17 protein-coding genes and 1 riboswitch are annotated in these 16,820 nt (G+C 43.7%); of the genes, 15 read left to right on the plus strand and 2 right to left on the minus strand.

Features of this window, described 5'->3' with window-relative positions:
- The first annotated feature begins 167 nt into the window (after nt 1-167).
- Nucleotides 168-252: riboswitch (cyclic di-GMP riboswitch) on the plus strand.
- Nucleotides 253-418: 166 nt separating this feature from the next.
- From BM415_RS02245 to BM415_RS02270, 6 genes are all read left to right on the plus strand, one after another.
- Nucleotides 419-2,182 (plus strand): methyl-accepting chemotaxis protein, encoded by a 1,764-nt coding sequence (locus BM415_RS02245; protein ID WP_091154116.1) that lies wholly within the window; start codon nt 419-421, stop codon nt 2,180-2,182.
- A gap of 20 nt (nt 2,183-2,202) precedes the next feature.
- Nucleotides 2,203-5,913: a non-ribosomal peptide synthetase family protein gene (locus BM415_RS02250; protein ID WP_244533118.1), complete on the plus strand. Its 3,711-nt coding sequence runs from the start codon at nt 2,203-2,205 to the stop codon at nt 5,911-5,913.
- Between the two features lie 484 nt (nt 5,914-6,397).
- Nucleotides 6,398-7,114 (plus strand): WecB/TagA/CpsF family glycosyltransferase, encoded by a 717-nt coding sequence (locus tag BM415_RS02255; RefSeq protein WP_091154118.1) that lies wholly within the window; start codon nt 6,398-6,400, stop codon nt 7,112-7,114.
- A 42-nt stretch (nt 7,115-7,156) separates the two neighbouring features.
- A complete protein-coding gene (locus BM415_RS02260) occupies nt 7,157-7,588 on the plus strand; it encodes a GNAT family N-acetyltransferase (protein WP_091154120.1) in 432 nt (143 codons plus the stop codon).
- An 18-nt stretch (nt 7,589-7,606) separates the two neighbouring features.
- The gene (locus BM415_RS02265; protein WP_091154122.1) at nt 7,607-7,810 is read left to right on the plus strand and encodes a hypothetical protein; all 204 of its coding nucleotides are present in this window, start codon (nt 7,607-7,609) and stop codon (nt 7,808-7,810) included.
- Nucleotides 7,807-8,244: a hypothetical protein gene (locus BM415_RS02270; RefSeq protein WP_091154125.1), complete on the plus strand. Its 438-nt coding sequence runs from the start codon at nt 7,807-7,809 to the stop codon at nt 8,242-8,244. The genes BM415_RS02265 and BM415_RS02270 overlap by 4 nt, the downstream gene beginning before the upstream one ends.
- Nucleotides 8,245-8,465: 221 nt before the next feature.
- Here the strand turns inward: BM415_RS02270 and BM415_RS02280 are convergent, their stop codons facing one another.
- Complete coding sequence (locus BM415_RS02280) at nt 8,466-8,903, minus strand: hypothetical protein (RefSeq protein ID WP_091154129.1); 438 nt, start codon at nt 8,901-8,903, stop codon at nt 8,466-8,468.
- A 93-nt stretch (nt 8,904-8,996) separates the two neighbouring features.
- On the opposite strand from BM415_RS02280, the gene BM415_RS02285 reads away from it, so the two are divergent.
- The 4 genes from BM415_RS02285 (at nt 8,997) to BM415_RS02300 (ending at nt 12,396) form a co-directional block, all read left to right on the plus strand.
- Entirely contained in the window at nt 8,997-9,629 is a 633-nt protein-coding gene (locus BM415_RS02285; protein ID WP_091154132.1) for an HD domain-containing protein, read from the plus strand.
- Between the two features lie 189 nt (nt 9,630-9,818).
- Entirely contained in the window at nt 9,819-10,316 is a 498-nt protein-coding gene (locus tag BM415_RS02290) for a PH domain-containing protein (RefSeq protein ID WP_244533119.1), read from the plus strand.
- A complete protein-coding gene (locus BM415_RS02295) occupies nt 10,313-11,923 on the plus strand; it encodes a PH domain-containing protein (protein ID WP_091154136.1) in 1,611 nt (536 codons plus the stop codon). Before BM415_RS02290 ends, BM415_RS02295 begins: the two co-directional genes overlap by 4 nt.
- Before the next feature lie 140 nt (nt 11,924-12,063).
- Entirely contained in the window at nt 12,064-12,396 is a 333-nt protein-coding gene (locus tag BM415_RS02300) for a DinB family protein (RefSeq protein ID WP_091154138.1), read from the plus strand.
- A 33-nt stretch (nt 12,397-12,429) separates the two neighbouring features.
- Here the strand turns inward: BM415_RS02300 and BM415_RS02305 are convergent, their stop codons facing one another.
- Nucleotides 12,430-13,056: a hypothetical protein gene (locus tag BM415_RS02305; RefSeq protein WP_091154141.1), complete on the minus strand. Its 627-nt coding sequence runs from the start codon at nt 13,054-13,056 to the stop codon at nt 12,430-12,432.
- Between the two features lie 329 nt (nt 13,057-13,385).
- Here BM415_RS02305 and BM415_RS02310 point away from each other — a divergent pair, with 329 nt between their 5' ends.
- The 5 genes from BM415_RS02310 (at nt 13,386) to BM415_RS02330 (ending at nt 16,817) form a co-directional block, all read left to right on the plus strand.
- Complete coding sequence (locus BM415_RS02310) at nt 13,386-14,168, plus strand: MBL fold metallo-hydrolase (protein ID WP_091154143.1); 783 nt, start codon at nt 13,386-13,388, stop codon at nt 14,166-14,168.
- Between the two features lie 529 nt (nt 14,169-14,697).
- Nucleotides 14,698-14,883, plus strand: coding sequence for a hypothetical protein (locus tag BM415_RS02315; protein ID WP_091154145.1), 186 nt, complete (start codon nt 14,698-14,700; stop codon nt 14,881-14,883).
- A gap of 142 nt (nt 14,884-15,025) precedes the next feature.
- The gene (locus BM415_RS02320) at nt 15,026-15,526 is read left to right on the plus strand and encodes a YcxB family protein (RefSeq protein ID WP_091154147.1); all 501 of its coding nucleotides are present in this window, start codon (nt 15,026-15,028) and stop codon (nt 15,524-15,526) included.
- 151 nt (nt 15,527-15,677) lie between these two features.
- Nucleotides 15,678-16,079 (plus strand): RDD family protein, encoded by a 402-nt coding sequence (locus tag BM415_RS02325; RefSeq protein WP_091154149.1) that lies wholly within the window; start codon nt 15,678-15,680, stop codon nt 16,077-16,079.
- A 327-nt stretch (nt 16,080-16,406) separates the two neighbouring features.
- Complete coding sequence (locus tag BM415_RS02330; RefSeq protein WP_091154152.1) at nt 16,407-16,817, plus strand: GNAT family N-acetyltransferase; 411 nt, start codon at nt 16,407-16,409, stop codon at nt 16,815-16,817.
- The last annotated feature ends 3 nt before the right edge of the window (nt 16,818-16,820 follow it).

Below are 16,820 nucleotides of genomic sequence, written 5' to 3' on the forward strand. Positions count from 1 at the left end.
TTAACTAAACATGATTCGACAATCATTTATAATTTTTATCGAGATTTCAAGTGAAATATAGTCTTATAGTATTAAAAAAACAGTGAAAAAAACCGATTAGAAAAAGTGAACACTAGTTTACTTTTAGTTGTGGTAAGCTTAGGTAGTTCTTAAGTACTATCTGTAAATTGAATACGTGGCAAAGCTGTTGAAAAGCAGTGACGCAAAGCTAGAGGGACTACTTCCGTAAGGAAATGTCAGCCAGTTGCTTGAATGAGCCATGGCCTTATTTTGTCCATAGGTTCATTTTTTTGTTTACTAAGCGATCCGTGCAAGAAAGGAGGAAGAATGAGCCAAGAATCAAGGATGGAAGGTTTAACATGCGATTCAAGATGAAGTAGAAACTACATATGGATGAGTAGGGAGAGAGATGTCAGACATGAGTAAGTTAAAAAAGTGGAGCTTCAAAAACCTGAGCATTGTTACTAGAAATATGATATTAACAAGCTTCTATATCATTATTACAGGTGCTGTCGTCATTGGCTGTAGTCAATTTATTCAAGGCAATGTATTAACCAAACAGCTTCAATCGGATTCCGGAAAATTAATGGAGGCTCTGGGAAGCCAGATATCTGTGGAAGATGCGGAAGCAGCGAAAAATAATCCGGATCCGAATTCTCCAATCCAACAGCAAATCACAAGTGTATTCGATGAGTTATCCAAGACACATCCAAACGTAGCACAAGGATATATCTTTGGACCGGAGCTGGAAGGCGGCACGCAAACATCAATTATCGCCTTGCCAACCGCTGTTCTGGAGATTTTTGCTGCAGAAGATATGAACCTGGGTGATATGTATGCTCAGCCTCAAATTCATGCAGACGGCGTGAAGGAGATGCTCGAAACCAAGGAAATAGCCTACACCGCAGCTTACAACGATGATTACGGTACATGGATTACGGTACTGTATCCATTTGTGAATGGAGCTGGCGAAGTGTTTGCATATATGGGAATTGATGTGGACGCAAGTCTGATTGCAACGGGCAAGCAGGAGCTGCTGACTTATACACTTCTTGCACTGCTTATTACCTTAGTTGTCGTTCTGGCACTGCAATACATCACAATTAGACAGACCTTCAAGCCAATCAAAGAGCTGATGGGAGCACTAGATAAGCTGAGTAAGGGCGACTTTACCGTACAGCTGAGAACTAGTGATGATGAGCTTGGACAAGTCAACGAGAAATTCAACACTACGGCTAGTAACATCAATAGTCTGGTTACTACAATTAAGAAAGTATCTGAGCAATCAGCGGAGCAATCCAAATTCTTGTTCAATGCCGTTGAAGTTAACAATGAAAATACCGTAGATATTACGAAAAATATTGAAGAAATGTCCGATAGTGTCGCGAAGCAAAGTGTGTCGATATCGGAGAGTGTCATTTCGCTCGAAGAGATCTCATCGGGTGTAACTACAATTGCAGGGAATACTTCCGAGCTGTCCGAGATCTCCTTGCAGATGAAGGAGCAATCCGAGGTTGGACATCAGAATGTGGATCAGGTCATTGAGCAGATGAACTCAATTAATCGTTCGGTTAAGAACTCGGTCGATATTATTGAGAAGCTGCAGATGCGTTCCGGCGAAATTGGCCAGATCGTTCAAGTGATTACAGAGCTTGCTTCTCAGACGAACCTGTTGTCTCTGAATGCAAGTATTGAAGCGGCAAGAGCCGGTGAAGAGGGACGTGGATTTGCAGTTGTAGCGGATGAAGTGAAGAAGCTGTCCGAAGCATCCAAGAAATCAGCAGATCAGATTGCCGAATTGATTGGATACATTCAGGATGAGACGGCACTCGCTGTAGAGGCGATTGGTGATGGAGAACAAAATGTAGCCAGAGGAATTGAAATCGTCAAAGAAACAGGCTCGATCTTCAAAGGCATCCTGGTTTCAACCGATTCGGTCACAAGCCAAATTCAAGAAGTGTCTGCAGCTACACAGCAGATGGTAGCGGAGACCGAGCAAATTACGGCTGCGATTAAATCACTTGCAGATATGGCTGAGAAAAATTCGGCAGTCTCCGGTCAAATTGAGCGAAGTGCTCAAGAGCAGCAGGCTGCTTTTGCCAAGATTTTTGATTCTGCGGAACAAATGAACGAGGTCGCAAGCGAATTAGAAACACTAGTAGACAAACTTAGAGTGCAATAAATAAAGGGAGCTGATATCTGTTGAATACCACCATGTTGTTAGAACAAAGCAAGCAGTATTGGTCTGACGAGCTGCAGCTGCCTTTGCCCGGATTTCATTTGTATACAGATGGGTCATTGAACTATGCAAAGCAGGCAGCAGCTCAGACAGAGCATGTACTGAACCTCGAGCCCGTAATGCTGAAGCGTTACAGTGAACTATATGATATGAAGGCATGGATGCTTGCCGGATACGCGGTATTCCTGCACCGAATGACTCAGGACAATGATATGCTGATTGGTGTGCAAAACAGAAGAGAACAGCTTCTTCCCCTGCGTATCTCCATAAGTGGAGCAGATTCGTTTAGACGTGTTTACGAGCTGGTGCGGGATAAGCTTGAACATATGGAGTCGACAGAGCTGAGCCATGCGGACATGGAGCATATAGCAGGATATACGGTTAATTATCAAACGACATACGGTATCAATCCACGTCATGGAGCCAGCAGACTAGATTGGGATGTGCAGGAGGGACCAGATTCCTGGCTCCTTCATGTATCGTATGATTCGCGGCTGTTCAAGCAAGATACAATTCATCGATACATTCAGCACTTTGAGCGGCTAATGAGCGGAGTGCTTGAAGATATGGATACTTCCATTTCCAGTCTGCCTATTCTGACTGATGATGACTGGAATGCCTACGATGATTTGAATGACACGAAGATGGATCTCCCTGAGCAAGCGACGATCGTGTCCATGTTTTCTTCAATAGCAGCGCAGTTTCCAGACCGGACAGCCTTGTCCGCGAATGCAGATCAGCTTACGTATCAAGAGCTTGATCTGTTGTCTAGCAAAATTTCAAACATGCTCTTGGAGAAGGGAATACGTAAAGGAGAATTTGTATCCCTCTTTATGGAGCGAAGCTTAGAGACCATTATAAGCCTGCTAGGTGTAATGAAAGCTGGAGGAGCTTATATTCCGCTTGATCCGACCCATCCGGAGGAGCGAAATGCATATATCATTGAAGATACGAAATCGAAGGTGATTCTAACAGAGAGCAGCTATATTCAGAAGCTGGACTCACTGCTTGCCGGATTTGAGCATAGACCAGAGATCGTCTGCCTGGATCAGCTTGACGAGTCATACTCTGAGAAAGCTCCAGCGATCCGCATCGAAGAGGATGATCTGGCCTATGTCATTTACACTTCGGGATCAACAGGCAAGCCGAAGGGAGCACTTATTGCACATAAAGGTGTTGTCAATTTGGCGATGGCTACCAAGCAGGATCTTGGCTTGACGGAAGAGGACGTAATACTGCAATACTCTACCTTCAGCTTCGATGCCTCCGTGTATGATATATTCGGTTCAATCGGGAGCGGTGCCAGGCTGCATTTGTTATCCGATGAAGAGCGATTCTCTATCGATGCTTTTACAGAAGCCGTCGAGCAGTTAGAAGCGACCCGTATTGCCATTTTGCCAACCGTATTCTTTAACCGGCTTGCCGCTTATCTGCCCGAAGATGCGGGAATGAAGTTTCAGAAGATTAAGAGTATTACCGTCGGTGGAGAAGCACTGACGGGTGAAACGGTAAGAATGTTCCAGAAGAAGCTGCAGATCCCTGTAACGAATCTATATGGTCCAACTGAAATTACTGTGGTTGCTACAGGACATAAGGTGGACTACCAAGTGTCTGAGGATGTCTCTACCATTGTGATCGGAACTCCGCTTGCCAACTACGAGCTGTATATTGTGGACGGCAATAATGAACTATGTCCGATTGGAGTTACAGGAGAGCTGCTCATCAGCTCGGTTGGTGTAGCTAAAGGTTACTTGAACCAGCCGGAGAAGACGAAGGAAGCATTCATCTCAGATCCGATCAGACCGGGTTCAGGGAAGAAATTTTATCGCTCCGGAGATTTGGTGAGGCTGCTGCCGAATGGACAGGTTGAATATAGAGGAAGACGAGATTCGCAGATTAAGATCAGAGGATTCCGAATCGAGATTGGCGAGATTGAAGATAGTTTTGCCAAGCACGAGAATATAAAGGACATTGCTGTGATTCCTGTTACGGAGGACGGTTCGAAGATATTAGCTGCATTTTATACAACGAACGATGGTGCTGTCATACCTAAAAAGGATCTTGTTCAATATCTTAGCAAGAAGGTTCCAGGGTATATGGTTCCTACGTATATGCAGCATGTAGTGGACATGCCGTTGTCTCCTACAGGCAAGATCGACCGTAAACAACTCGCAGCCTATGAACTCATGGCAGATGAGGATGCTGCAGTATATGTGGCACCGGAGAATGAGACTCAGCAAGCCGTTGCGGCGGCCTGGGAACAGGTGCTGGATCAGCAGAGAATCAGCATTCATGATGATTTCTTTGAAATTGGCGGGTATTCCCTCAAGATTCTTGAGATTTTGGTTCTGCTGAAGCCAAGCTATCCATTGCTCAAGATCAATGACTTCTTCCAGTATCCAACCATTGCGAAAATGGCCGAGCGGATTGAGGAGCTTGGCAAGGTGATTGAGAAGGAAGACAAGGATGCGGCTATCGTCAATCGCCCGGTTGAGGATTTAGCGGAACATCCGGCGGTCATTGGTACTGCAGATCACTTCAGTACGAAGAGCTATGCACAGAAAAACATTCTGCTGACAGGAGCAACCGGATATTTGGGTTCTCATTTACTGGCAGAGCTGCTTCATCGTTCAGATGCCATCGTGTATTGTCTGGTTCGTTCTTCTTCGGGGGTGGATCCATATTCACGTTTGGTTCAAATCATGCAGGGCTACTTTGGCAGTGAATCTGCGGAATGGATCGAGAACCGGGTTGTCGTATTGGAAGGTGATCTGGAGAAGGAGAACCTGGGAATGAATGAGGCAGACCAAATGCTTGTGGCTAAGCAGATTGATTCTATCATCCACTGCGGTGCCGATGTGAGACACTTTGGAGATGCCGAGCATTTCGCCAATGTGAATGTAGAGAGCACCAATCGTCTGCTGTCTCTGGCAAGAGAAGGAAGCGGCATCCGGTTCCACTTTATTTCTACACTTGGTATTCCGGAAGAGCTCGCTGAGAATGGACAATGGGCTGACATTGTTCAAGGCACAGGCTACATGACTTCATCTGTCGAGAATGTATATACGAACAGCAAGCTTGAAGCGGAGAAGCTGGTCATTCAGGCGGGCGAAGAAGGGATACCGGTGAATGTTTATCGGGTAGGCAATTTATCCTGTCGATCGGATAATGGAGTATTCCAGAACAATATTGATAACAACGCTTTTTACCGAATGCTGAAGGCGATGCTTCTGCTCAGAAGAGCACCTCGGGTCAGATGGGAAGTGGATATGACTCCGATCGACTACGCAGGACAAGCCGTTACGGCGCTTGCGCTTCAGGATGGGACCGTAGGAAGAGTCTTTCACATATGTAATCCGGTTACGATTCCATACGAGCGCATGGTTGAGTACTTTACGGACGCTGGCTATGACATCACGCTAATGGACTTGAAAGAGTTTGAAGGCTGGCTGCTTAATCCAAACGAACCGAAGGATTCGGCAGGAGTTGAACTCGCGATAGCTCAGCTGGAAGGGGATGGGGCGAAGAATTCCATGTTCCGGTACACTTGTCCGCAGACGATGGAGTTCCTTGAAGGCACCGGGGTGCAGTGTGCAGAGCCAGACGCGGCGTACTTTAATAAGCTGATAGATCATGCGGTTGAGATTGGATATTTTATTAAACCTACCATTTGATAAGTTGTGAAATTGATTGAACTCAAAGAAATAATAGGGATATCCTGACGAGTTTAGGTTTCCAAGCCGTATTCAATAATTGTATAATAATGGAACGATGGGCTTTCAGTGAGCTCGTAATGACTTCCGAGGCCCGGCCCAAGATAGAAGCTATCTGAAGGCCGGGTCTTTTTTTACCCATTGGAATAAAGAAGGTGAGGGATCTATGTGCCGGTAAGAGCACTGAATTTTGACCTGGACGATACATTATCCGATCGACAAGCTTCCATTGAGGACTATATCTCGAAGTTCCTTACGATGTATTTTCCCGAGGCCGATGCTAACATATCGAACATAAGCCTTACAAATCTATCAGGAACCTACTAGAGTTAGTGCAGATATACGAGAACGCATTAGGACTAAATGAAACAGCGAACGATGAATATGAACGATGAATATATAGTATAGAAGTGAGGTTATCATCACGGAGAACTATTCGAAAATTATGGGCATTCCGGTTCCAAAGATCACGATGACAGAAACGGTTCAAATCTTGAGCGAAGTCATAGAGAAGCAGAAAGAAGAGCTTTTTCACGTCGTTACCTTGAATCCGGAGATCGCAATGTCCTGTCAGCATCAGGCTGGGCTTCGTCAAATTGTAGATCGGGCAGGGCTGCTAACTGCGGATGGTGCAGGAATCGTTATGGTATCCCGGGTAAAAAGAGATCCGCTACCTGAGCGGGTAACGGGCTGTGATCTTCTCTATCATCTTCTTGCTGCGGGGGATCAGAAGAAGTGGTCCTTCTATCTCCTAGGTGCGGATGAAGAGACCAGCCGAGCAGCGGAAACGAACATACGAACAGCCTATCCCGGTGCCATTATCAAAGGGAGACATCATGGTTTCTTCCATCCTTCTGAGGAAGGCCGTATCTTAGAGGAGATCAGCAGCGCAAGCCCTGATGTGCTTGTTGTCGCTCTCGGAGCGCCCTATGCCGAAGAGTGGATCGATAAGCACAGAGATCAACTGAATGCACGGATCGCGATCGGCGTTGGAGGCACGCTTGATATTATTGCCGGAAAAGTAAAAAGAGCGCCGCGCATCTGGCAGAAGCTGAATCTGGAGTGGATGTACAGACTCATGAACCAGCCTTCAAGATGGAAACGGCAGCTGATCTTGCCAAGATTTGCAGTGAAGGCTATTCTTTACAAAGATTCGAATTAAGACATGTGATCAGACAACAAGATAACGAATAGGAGAACAACAATGTCCGAACCTGAATATCAAACGATCGACAGAATGCCGAGCGTGAAGGAGTATATAGAGCTATGCAGTTCAGTGGGCTGGGAAGAGGTGATGAATTTTGATGCAGCTGAACAATCATTGGAACATTCCTGCTATGGCGTTGTTATTGAATATAGAGGAGAGGCCGTAGGCATGGGGAGAATCGTGGGCGATGGTATTATGTATTTCTACATACAGGATATTGTCGTGAAGCCTGAGCATCAGAGCAAGGGGCTGGGCCAGCTGATCATGAGGGCGATTCAGCAATATTTAAGTGCCCATGCGGCTGAGAAGGCATTTGTAGGTCTATTTTCAGCTCAGGGCAAAGAAAGCTTTTATCAGAAATATGGATTAAATGTGCATCAAGGCATGACCGGCATGTTCGGCGTCATTCATGACCGAGAGATAAAGTAATGTAGGAGGCAGGCGGATATGGAAAAGCTAGTACATTCCAGCAGTGAGAAGCTAAGGGGAAACGGGGACTTGCTCACCGTACTTTATGTGCTGCTTCAGTGTATTCATTTCGTTAGCTTTCGCCGGATTCAAGTGCTGGATTCGTACATTAATCAAATCAAATTAAAGCTGGAGGAACAGCGAAGAATTCACATGCAAGTGAAGAGCAAGGGGGATAAATGAGACAGAGAGGAATAATATTTGCTCTAATTTTGTTACTACTTGGTTCAATCATTACCGGCTGTTCCTTTGCAAGTGAACAAGAGAAGGAAGGTCTTGAAGTCAGATCCTTCCTTCTTATGTTCGGCGGAGGAGCTGACGAAACCGTCGTATCCTATAATTTTCATTTATGGAACTGGAGCGAGGAGCCCGTCAATGTTTCATCTATTGAACCGGTACTGTCGAAAGCGGCAATGGATTTATTAGAAGGTCAAGGCATCCGTGTTGAGCTGAATGAAACGATAGAGTCGGAAGCTTCCGTGTATATTGAAGGTCAGTTTAATGTAAACACGGAAGGGATGAACAAGCATCAAATCATTGATGCGGACCTCGACTTTGAAAATTTTAAAATTACAACCGAGCAGGTATTACCAGTTCATTGGAAAGATGTCCCTTGAAAAGTAATTTCTGTGAAGGATGGTGAGATCTCACGATGTATATCCATTTCCGATTATTGAATCGATCTGCCTGGCTGACCGTGTTATTGGTATTATTCATTCCGGGAAGACAGGCATTTGACGGTAACCAAAGAATAGAAATTGCTGCAATTTATAGCTTACTGCTAGTAATAAAGTCGATTAGGCAAAAATATAAATCCAAGATTCAGAACCGGATCAATTCATAAACTTAAAGAGTAAAGATGATCTTGAGTTCGATAACCGATTTTGTTGAATGGTGAGATCGCTGTTATTTCAAATGCTTCAAACATATGATTATTGACTTGTCTGCTCCATGCTTCGACTACAATACCTTCTTGTATTACATTAAAATCGGATTCTGTTCGTTTGACATCACTTATTTGTTCAAAGAACATAGTATTTTTGGTTACTGTTAGCACATCTCCGGTGTCGAGCTTTATAGAATGAAGTACTTTATCACCATCAATTATAGAATTTTCCTTAACTATTTCAACAATAGTACCTGTGTAATATTCCTGTTGCTTAGATGGAGATGACCATCCTAGCAAAATATGAGAACTTAACACGTACCAAATACCAAGCGCCAGCACCAGAACAAGACTACTCGACAGTACAAACCACTTCTTGTTTGTCTTCAACTTATATTTCATCCTTTCCTAAAGGTACTTACAGTATATAGACACATGACTTCGAAGAAAAGTTAGGAAAAGGAGTACAGGGAGGATGCAGTAATGGACTCTATTCTTGAGAAGCTTACCTTAAACATGACAATGACAGGAGATTTAAGATCAGATGTATATCAATTCCTGCTCTCCAATCATTGCCCGAAGACAGCGGAGCATTGTATGGAAGTTGGAGCAGAGTCACACCGAGTAGCCGGAATAGTTGGCGCTAACCAAGACCAGGCGGAGATTGCAGGCTGGCTGCATGACATCAGTGCGGTTTTTCCAAATAACCAAAGAATAAATGCAGCTAGAGAGCTAGATATTAAGATTTTGTCCGAGGAAGAAGCTTTCCCGATGATTATTCATCAGAAGCTCTCTAGGTTGATGGCGGAACGTATTTTTCAAATTAATGATTTAGAAATACTGGAGGCAGTGGGTTGTCATACGACCTTGAGATCCCATTCTACACAGCTGGATCAGGTATTGTTTGTAGCAGATAAAATAGTCTGGGATCAGGTGGGCGAACCTCCATCCCTGAAGCAATTGAAGGAGGCATTGGAGATTTCTCTGCCTCAAGCGGCATTTTGCTATATTCAATATTTGTGGGAAAGAAAAGACTCACTTAAGGTCATTCATCCTTGGCTTCGGGAAGCCTACGAGGAACTGAATGCCTGGAATATAGCGATTCTCAGTTTTTAGAAGTTGTTTTACTTAAAGAGAAGCACGTAGAAACAAGTCATACAAATCTATGAGCTAGCTTTCATTTTCAAATGAGTATTCTCCTGTTACATTAGATACAAGGTACATATGAAAAAATTGTCGGTGGACGATCATTCAGAAGAAACAAAAGACCAAGACATAAGGGTTGTCGGAATAAGAGGTGGTAGATTGTATTCTCAAACGAAAGAGCCGCAGCAGCGATTAGCAGACAATGCGGTCAAAATATGGTGGATTAGTGCAGTGATCAGTAATGTTATAGGCTTTGTTATATTCGGGGTGTTGTTATTTCTGAATTTTTATTTCTCCTGGTATGCCTGGATCGGCTGGGTTCTCATTGGACTCACAATAATCTTAGTATTGTTCGCCGTCTGGGATATCTTGATCCGTCCGAAGCTGCTATACGCCCACTGGCGCTATGATGTGTCGGAGCAGTTTCTACAGATGAAGTTTGGTACACTGACCGAGGTGCATCAGCTGATTCCCATGACCAAGATTCAATCGGTTGCTACCCGACAGGGACCGCTGCTTCGCAAATACAAGTTGTATGCATTATCGGTGGATACGATGGGATCTTCACACAGCATTCCCATACTACCTGAGCAGGTTGCACTGGACCTGAGAGATCAAATCGCTTATTACGCCAAAATAAAAGAGGTGGATGAATGACCGAAGATCAACGCTATCATCCACTGTTAATTTTGTTTGAAGTATGGAAGCTGATCAAAAATACGTTCTCGGTCATTATCCTGTTATTCGTTATCCAAATGGGTTCCGAAGCCAAGTGGGTAATCTACGGAAGATGGATATTTTATCTTGTTATCGTTGTCTCGCTTATTACCATCGTGTGGCGATGGATCACGGAGCGTTATCGCCTCGATGATACCTCCTTTTATCTTGAACAAGGGGTATTCGTTAAATCCAAGCGAACGATTCCATTTAGAAAGATCCAGAATGTGAATCGGCATGCAACTTTGTTTCATCGGATCTTTAAGGTGACCTCCATCAGGTTCGAGACAGGGATGACGGGTGACGAAGCGGCTGTAGAGTTTCATGTGATTTCTCGTGCTGAAGCAGATCGCTTGGAGAAGTACATCGCTGACCAAGTAAATAAAGAACGTGTTGCTTCTGCTATGAACTCCAAGAACACGATGAACGAAACGGAGACTGTCCCAAGCGATGCAAGCGAGATAGATTTGGAAGCAGATCAGGCAGCAGAAGCCTCATTTGATAAGGTCGAAGACACTGCCTTTAATGGTACCTCTGAACAAACTCCTGAAGTACAGCAGCGCACGCTTCATTTCAAGCCGACCAAGAAGGAGGTATTAAAAGCTTCCTTTACCTCACTTAGCTTCCTGGTGCTTATTCCCATTGTGGGGACGCTGTATTCTAATGTGCAGGAATTTATCGATATCGAGGAGCAGGCCGAGGGTATACTGTCTACGGTGTTGTCCTCTTGGTGGATGACCACATTAGTGATCGCCGGAATCATCGTGCTGGCTGTCATGCTTGGGATCGTGACTACATTCCTCAAGTATGGAAATTTTGAGATTTCTTCAGATGAAGAGCGGATATATATTGCCAAAGGGATTATGGAGCAAACGGCGTTTTCCATCGCAAAAGAAAAGGTACAGGCGATTGAAATCACGCAGTCCTTTATCAAGAGGCTGCTCGGACTTGCAGAGGTCAAGCTGGTCACGGCAGGCAGTGTCGGGGAAGCGGAGCATGAAGTAAACAGCCTGTATCCTTTTTTACCGGTAAGTAAAGTTCACTCCATTATCCCAGAGATGCTGCCGGCCTACGAAGTAACGCTCGAAATGCAGCGTTTGCCTCGTACATCATTAGGGCTGCGTCTTGTGAGGCCAAGCTGGATCTGGATCATTGCTACGGCGCTGCTTGTTTATTTTAGGCCGAATCTATTTGGCTGGAATGAAGCTTGGTGGGTACTATCCGCTAGCTTGCTTGTCTGTGTAGTGGTATGGAGAGTGCTGGATTATCTCAACTGCAGATACAGCATTGGAGAGCATTTCGTTCAATTCAAGAGCGGAGGATTTTCTACAAGTTTGTTTATCTCCAAAAGAGCCAAGATCATAGAAGTAAAAGTAACACAAGGCATTCTCCAGCGGCGTCTCGATCTGGCTTCGATCCAAACAACCAATCGAGCTAAGCCTGTCCTTCATCACAAAGCTCAAGATGTGCCTGTGGAAGCCGCAGATCACTTTTACATGTGGTATATGGAACGGACCCAGGATATTTCAACACTTCATGAGCGTTGAATAACAAGTACAATAACAATAGCGGATATTTTTAAAAAATAGCTCAGCCTATATTCCACGTGGTTTACGGCTGGGTTATTTTTATTTATTGAAGGGAGCTGGTGCTTTCATGGATTCACTATGTTATCCTATAGGTCAATTTGTACCCACTGGGCCTGAATGCCTATATTCGTTTTAAACGCGCACTTACCGAGGATGTGCCGATCGCAAGCTCTTACAAGGAAGACCGATGGGCGGATCTTGAAGATTATAGGGGAATTGCGGTTGATGAGTCCATAACTTTGCTTGCCATCTTACACAAGCGATTCTATGTTCTCGTAAGCAGCCTGTCAGATGAAGATTTTTGCCGGAAGCTCCGAACCGAAGTGCTGGGAACGATCACACTATACACGGCACTGCAAAGATTCATTTGGCATAATAAACATCACTCCGCTCAAATTGAAGCATTATTATCTCGCAAAGGGTGGCTGTGATTGTTAACTGGCTTAATACTGGGTAAACACTTGCTATGAGGACAATTCAATCTCGATCAATTCAACGCCTGCAGGAAAGGTAGACTTGATCTTCGATATATTAGAGAAGCATGGATCATTAGATAGGACAGAGAGAAAATCACCGTCGTATCCCGGCCAGAAGATCGTTTTGGCTTTCGCCATATCAATGACAATCGTATCCTGGCTCAGATTACCCCTCCGATTTGCCACAGATTTTGCCTCAATGGTAAAGGGAAACTCGTTCGTGCCAATCGACCAGACTACCAGTTCATTGCAGCTTGCCATATGTAGAAGTAGCGGCAGTGCGCTGGCAAGCTGTCCCTTGTTTGTAATATGCAATAAAGAAAACCTTGTATTAAGCACCACGTGTTCTAACGAATGCTGCGTACACAGCTGTGTGAGATCCTCCTGCCAGATAGATGAGACATTCAGACAGAAGCAGATCGGATAAGTATTCAGGTTGTTCATCCATTCCAATAATAGCGGAGCACTGGATTCATAGAAGTAGACAGAGTCCGTACTTATGAAATCCATAATATACGGAGCATGCTCCTGATTAAATGTAAACGGGAAATAACCGTCCGGATTAGGCAGATCAGCATAATATGTTGGGGGTAAATAAGCAAATTCAAGCTGCATGGAGACACCTTCTTCTATATCGTGAGTTCTAAATGTACAAGTGTAGCAAAGATGGCTGAGAAAAGAACTTTTTTTCTTACTAAACTTGAGGTGAAATGTTATACTTATTCAGTCGATGAACCAATGCAAGTATGCAATCATGAAGATTCATGCAAGCCAAGCTAAATGAGCAGACTGTGTAAGCTCTTAACTTGTTAATACAATAAACTTCAATGAGTTGAACAGCCATTTCCTTGTGGGACCTGGCTGTTTTTTTATCCTGCCATTTGCAATGTGCAGGATGTTGGACGAGTGATGTTCATGTTTATTTTTTGAAGGAGGCTTCTACGATGATTAAGGATGAATGGTTTACGGTACAGGGAATCGACAATCGCACCTACGCAATCAGTGAATATGGACATTGGGAGAAGGTGCATTCATTCCTATTGCTGGGGGATGAGCGGGCTGCACTAATTGATACAGGTCTCGGCATTGATAATATAAGAAGAGTGACAGACCAACTTACAGCCTTGCCTGTGGATGTCATCACGACACATGTCCATACAGATCATATTGGAAGTCATGGGGAATTTGAACGGATCTACGTCCATCCCGCAGATGAAGATTGGTTAGTCAACGGAATTCAAGGCTTAACCATCGAGCAGATCAGAAAGGATATGAGCAGAGATATTACATTGCCTACACCACAAACCTTTAGTCCGGATACATATAAACCATTTCAGGGGCGGCCGACAGGTCTGATAGAGGATGGTGATCTCATCGAACTAGGTAACAGAAGGATTGTCATATATCATACGCCTGGGCATTCGCCAGGTCACATCTCTATATTTGACGAAAATAGCGGTTATTTGTTTACTGGTGATCTGCTCTATGATGAAACCCCGGTATATGCTTTTTATCCTTCTACGAGCCCGGTTGATCTAGTTCATTCCTTAGAGAGAATTGCGGAGATCCCTGGCGTCAAGATGGTGTATGGTTCTCATAATACATTAGGACTTGACCCTAGTATTTTAGAGGAAGTAAAAAAAGCAGCAACGTATATGAAAGAGAATGATCTCGTTAAATTCGGAACCGGAGTACATCAGTTTGGCAGGTTTAGTGTGCAATTTTAAAAAAAGGAGGTGAAACCATTTCTATTGTAAATAAAGTCAAGCAATATAAAAAATATTTTATCTCTGCCTGCCTTGCCTTCGTTATCCTTGGTCTTGTTTGGTATCATCTCGGTACTCCGTTCGAACGAACATTTAATAGCGTAATTTATTCCACAGAAGATTCATATGAGCAGAAGACGACGATACATATAGTAGGTGAGAGGTATAAACGGCTCTCGGGCAAACATCGAATTGTAGGCAATGTAACGGTAGATCAGGAGTTGACTTATCGCATTGCGGCTGACTTAAATGCTCGGGAATATGTTCATCATATTGTTCGATGGGGCGAAGATAAAGTGCAACAGACGGCAGGTTCTATTCACATTTCAAAGGATTTCAGTTCAATATGGATAAAATCCGATGATTTTGATACCAGATACAGTATAATGGATGGATATGCATTGGGGCCAACTGAAGCGTGGAAGAGGTTCGAAAGTACAATACTAAGTGATTAAGAATAACAACAGGCACCATGAGTAGGGGGATAGACATGAATATTATAATTACAATAATTGGGCTCTTGATTATGTACTTTATGATTAAGCTCGCAATTGATGATTCCAAGAACACCCGATATAATAAGCTGATCTTAAGAGAACTAAGAGAGATGAATGAATATCTGAGAAAAAGGGATGAAGAACTGCGTACACCGCGCCAAGACTCAATAGATCAATGATAACAAATGCCGGGCAGATTTGTTTCGCGGCAGCTTTCTATTAAAAGCTGGTGCAAATCAGAGATAATGGAGTATCATAATAGGGATTGCCGAAGACAAGCTGTCATCGGACCGAATACTGAATAGGCAAGAGGAGTATTAGATGAAAATTAATATAGACTTTACAAAAGACGATTATTGGAAGCTCAACAAATATGTGATGTTTCATATGCCTCAGTTCAAGAATATGATCCTTCTGGTTATGATCCTATTGCCAATCCTGATGTGTACTGCACTAAAGGTGCTCGGCAGGTCTTGGGAGGTATCAATTATACTTGGACTGCTAATTGGCATACTTGCAGATTTATATCTCGTCTTTTCTGTGAAGTTTAAAGTACAGCGACATGTAAAGACAAACAAAGGCCTTATCGGTGAGCATACGATTGAAATAAATGAGCAGGGCTTTACGGAGACAACATCAATTAACCAAACGAATTACCCATGGAGCAAGGTAGCGCATCTTCGTGAAGATACTCAATACTTTTATGTTTTTGTGAATGACACACAGGGCATTGGTGTTCCGAAACGGGGATTTGCTAACACTGCGCAGCAAACTGAATTTAGACAATTCGTGGAGAAGTACGCCAATCGTCGTTGGGGATAACGGCTATGGGTTTATAATTTGAGAAAAGCTCCTCTGAATTCGGATGAAGCTTTTTTAATTCCAACGAAACTTATTCCCCTTCGTTTCGTTATATAAATATTAATCATTCTGAATACAATCTAGAAGATACACACGAAATGGAGTGAATGTCATGGTAAATGAACCGGCTGGGTTTTGGATTCGTTTTGGTGCTACTTTGCTGGATGCGATTATAATCGGTATCCCTTTGGCAATTGTGACCTCTTTCATAGTTGGGAACGTAGAGGAGAATTGGCTGAATAATACGCTTAGCTTTTTGTACACCTTGCTTATGCCTGTATTCTGGGGCGGACGTACAGTAGGCAAATACATTTGCGGTATTAAAATTCGTAAGGTATCTAACGAAGGGCCTCCCGGAATTGGCACCATGCTGCTGCGCGACGTCGTTGCCGGTCTGGTTTATGCGATCACGTTTGGAATTGGAATAATTATCAGTGCACTAATGATAGCGATCAGGGAGGATAAACGCTCAATCCATGATTTTATCGCAGGTACGGAAGTCGTACGAACATAAAAAAATGGTATGGCTGCTCAATACGCTAAGAGTATCGTATTAAGAACTCTACAGGCGGGTTGGGCTTTTTTTTCACAACTCTTTGTATATAACAAGCGTCCATCTTTATATCATCATTTGGAGGACAGAATACTGCTTACGAAATTCCGGAAGATATTTATGCAGAATTAATAGCTTCATGCTGGAGCACTATCTCACCTGTCCTTCCACTCAGCACATCATGGTTGGGACGATCACCCTAAATATGCTGGGAAAACCGTTGATGCAATGGTCAGAGCTGAAGGACCCGGTCATTTTTTAGGCTAAGCGAGGAAGGAGGAAACAGCTGTGAGTTCTGTAATTCCGATTCTGATCAATGATTTGATTCAAGCTCATGAGGTGCCTGATTTACGGCAGTCTGTCGGATGGGACAGGAGAGAGCAGGACTATCCGATCTTATTTGAGAGATGTTTGTTATGGGGAAGCGCACGAGATAAGAATGGTAGACTTATCGCATTTGGTTATATTGCCGGCACAGGACTTGAGCATGGCTATATGGAGGATATTATAATCCATCCGGATTTCCAGAGACAGGGCCTGGGTAAGCAGTTAGTTCGGGCGTTGCTGAATGCGGCAGATACTGCACGAATACCCATTGTTACTGTCACTTTTGCGGATCAGCATGAATCGTTTTACATAGAGAGCGGATTTAATAGATGTAGAGGAGGCGTATGGAGATCAAGGGGAGAGGAGCATTAACTT

It is taken from the genome of Paenibacillus sp. 453mf (assembly GCF_900116105.1).
GTDB lineage: Bacteria > Bacillota > Bacilli > Paenibacillales > Paenibacillaceae > Paenibacillus > Paenibacillus provencensis.

What these genes read in the sequence shown, in the direction of transcription:
- BM415_RS02245 (WP_091154116.1), top strand. Translation starts at nt 419, where the DNA reads ATGAGTAAGTTAAAAAAGTGGAGCTTCAAAAACCTGAGCATTGTTACT.
- BM415_RS02255 (WP_091154118.1), top strand. Translation starts at nt 6,398, where the DNA reads ATGGGCATTCCGGTTCCAAAGATCACGATGACAGAAACGGTTCAAATC.
- BM415_RS02260 (WP_091154120.1), top strand. Translation starts at nt 7,157, where the DNA reads ATGTCCGAACCTGAATATCAAACGATCGACAGAATGCCGAGCGTGAAG.
- BM415_RS02265 (WP_091154122.1), top strand. Translation starts at nt 7,607, where the DNA reads ATGGAAAAGCTAGTACATTCCAGCAGTGAGAAGCTAAGGGGAAACGGG.
- BM415_RS02270 (WP_091154125.1), top strand. Translation starts at nt 7,807, where the DNA reads ATGAGACAGAGAGGAATAATATTTGCTCTAATTTTGTTACTACTTGGT.
- BM415_RS02285 (WP_091154132.1), top strand. Translation starts at nt 8,997, where the DNA reads ATGGACTCTATTCTTGAGAAGCTTACCTTAAACATGACAATGACAGGA.
- BM415_RS02295 (WP_091154136.1), top strand. Translation starts at nt 10,313, where the DNA reads ATGACCGAAGATCAACGCTATCATCCACTGTTAATTTTGTTTGAAGTA.
- BM415_RS02305 (WP_091154141.1), bottom strand. Translation starts at nt 13,056, where the DNA reads ATGCAGCTTGAATTTGCTTATTTACCCCCAACATATTATGCTGATCTG.
- BM415_RS02310 (WP_091154143.1), top strand. Translation starts at nt 13,386, where the DNA reads ATGATTAAGGATGAATGGTTTACGGTACAGGGAATCGACAATCGCACC.
- BM415_RS02315 (WP_091154145.1), top strand. Translation starts at nt 14,698, where the DNA reads ATGAATATTATAATTACAATAATTGGGCTCTTGATTATGTACTTTATG.
- BM415_RS02320 (WP_091154147.1), top strand. Translation starts at nt 15,026, where the DNA reads ATGAAAATTAATATAGACTTTACAAAAGACGATTATTGGAAGCTCAAC.
- BM415_RS02325 (WP_091154149.1), top strand. Translation starts at nt 15,678, where the DNA reads ATGGTAAATGAACCGGCTGGGTTTTGGATTCGTTTTGGTGCTACTTTG.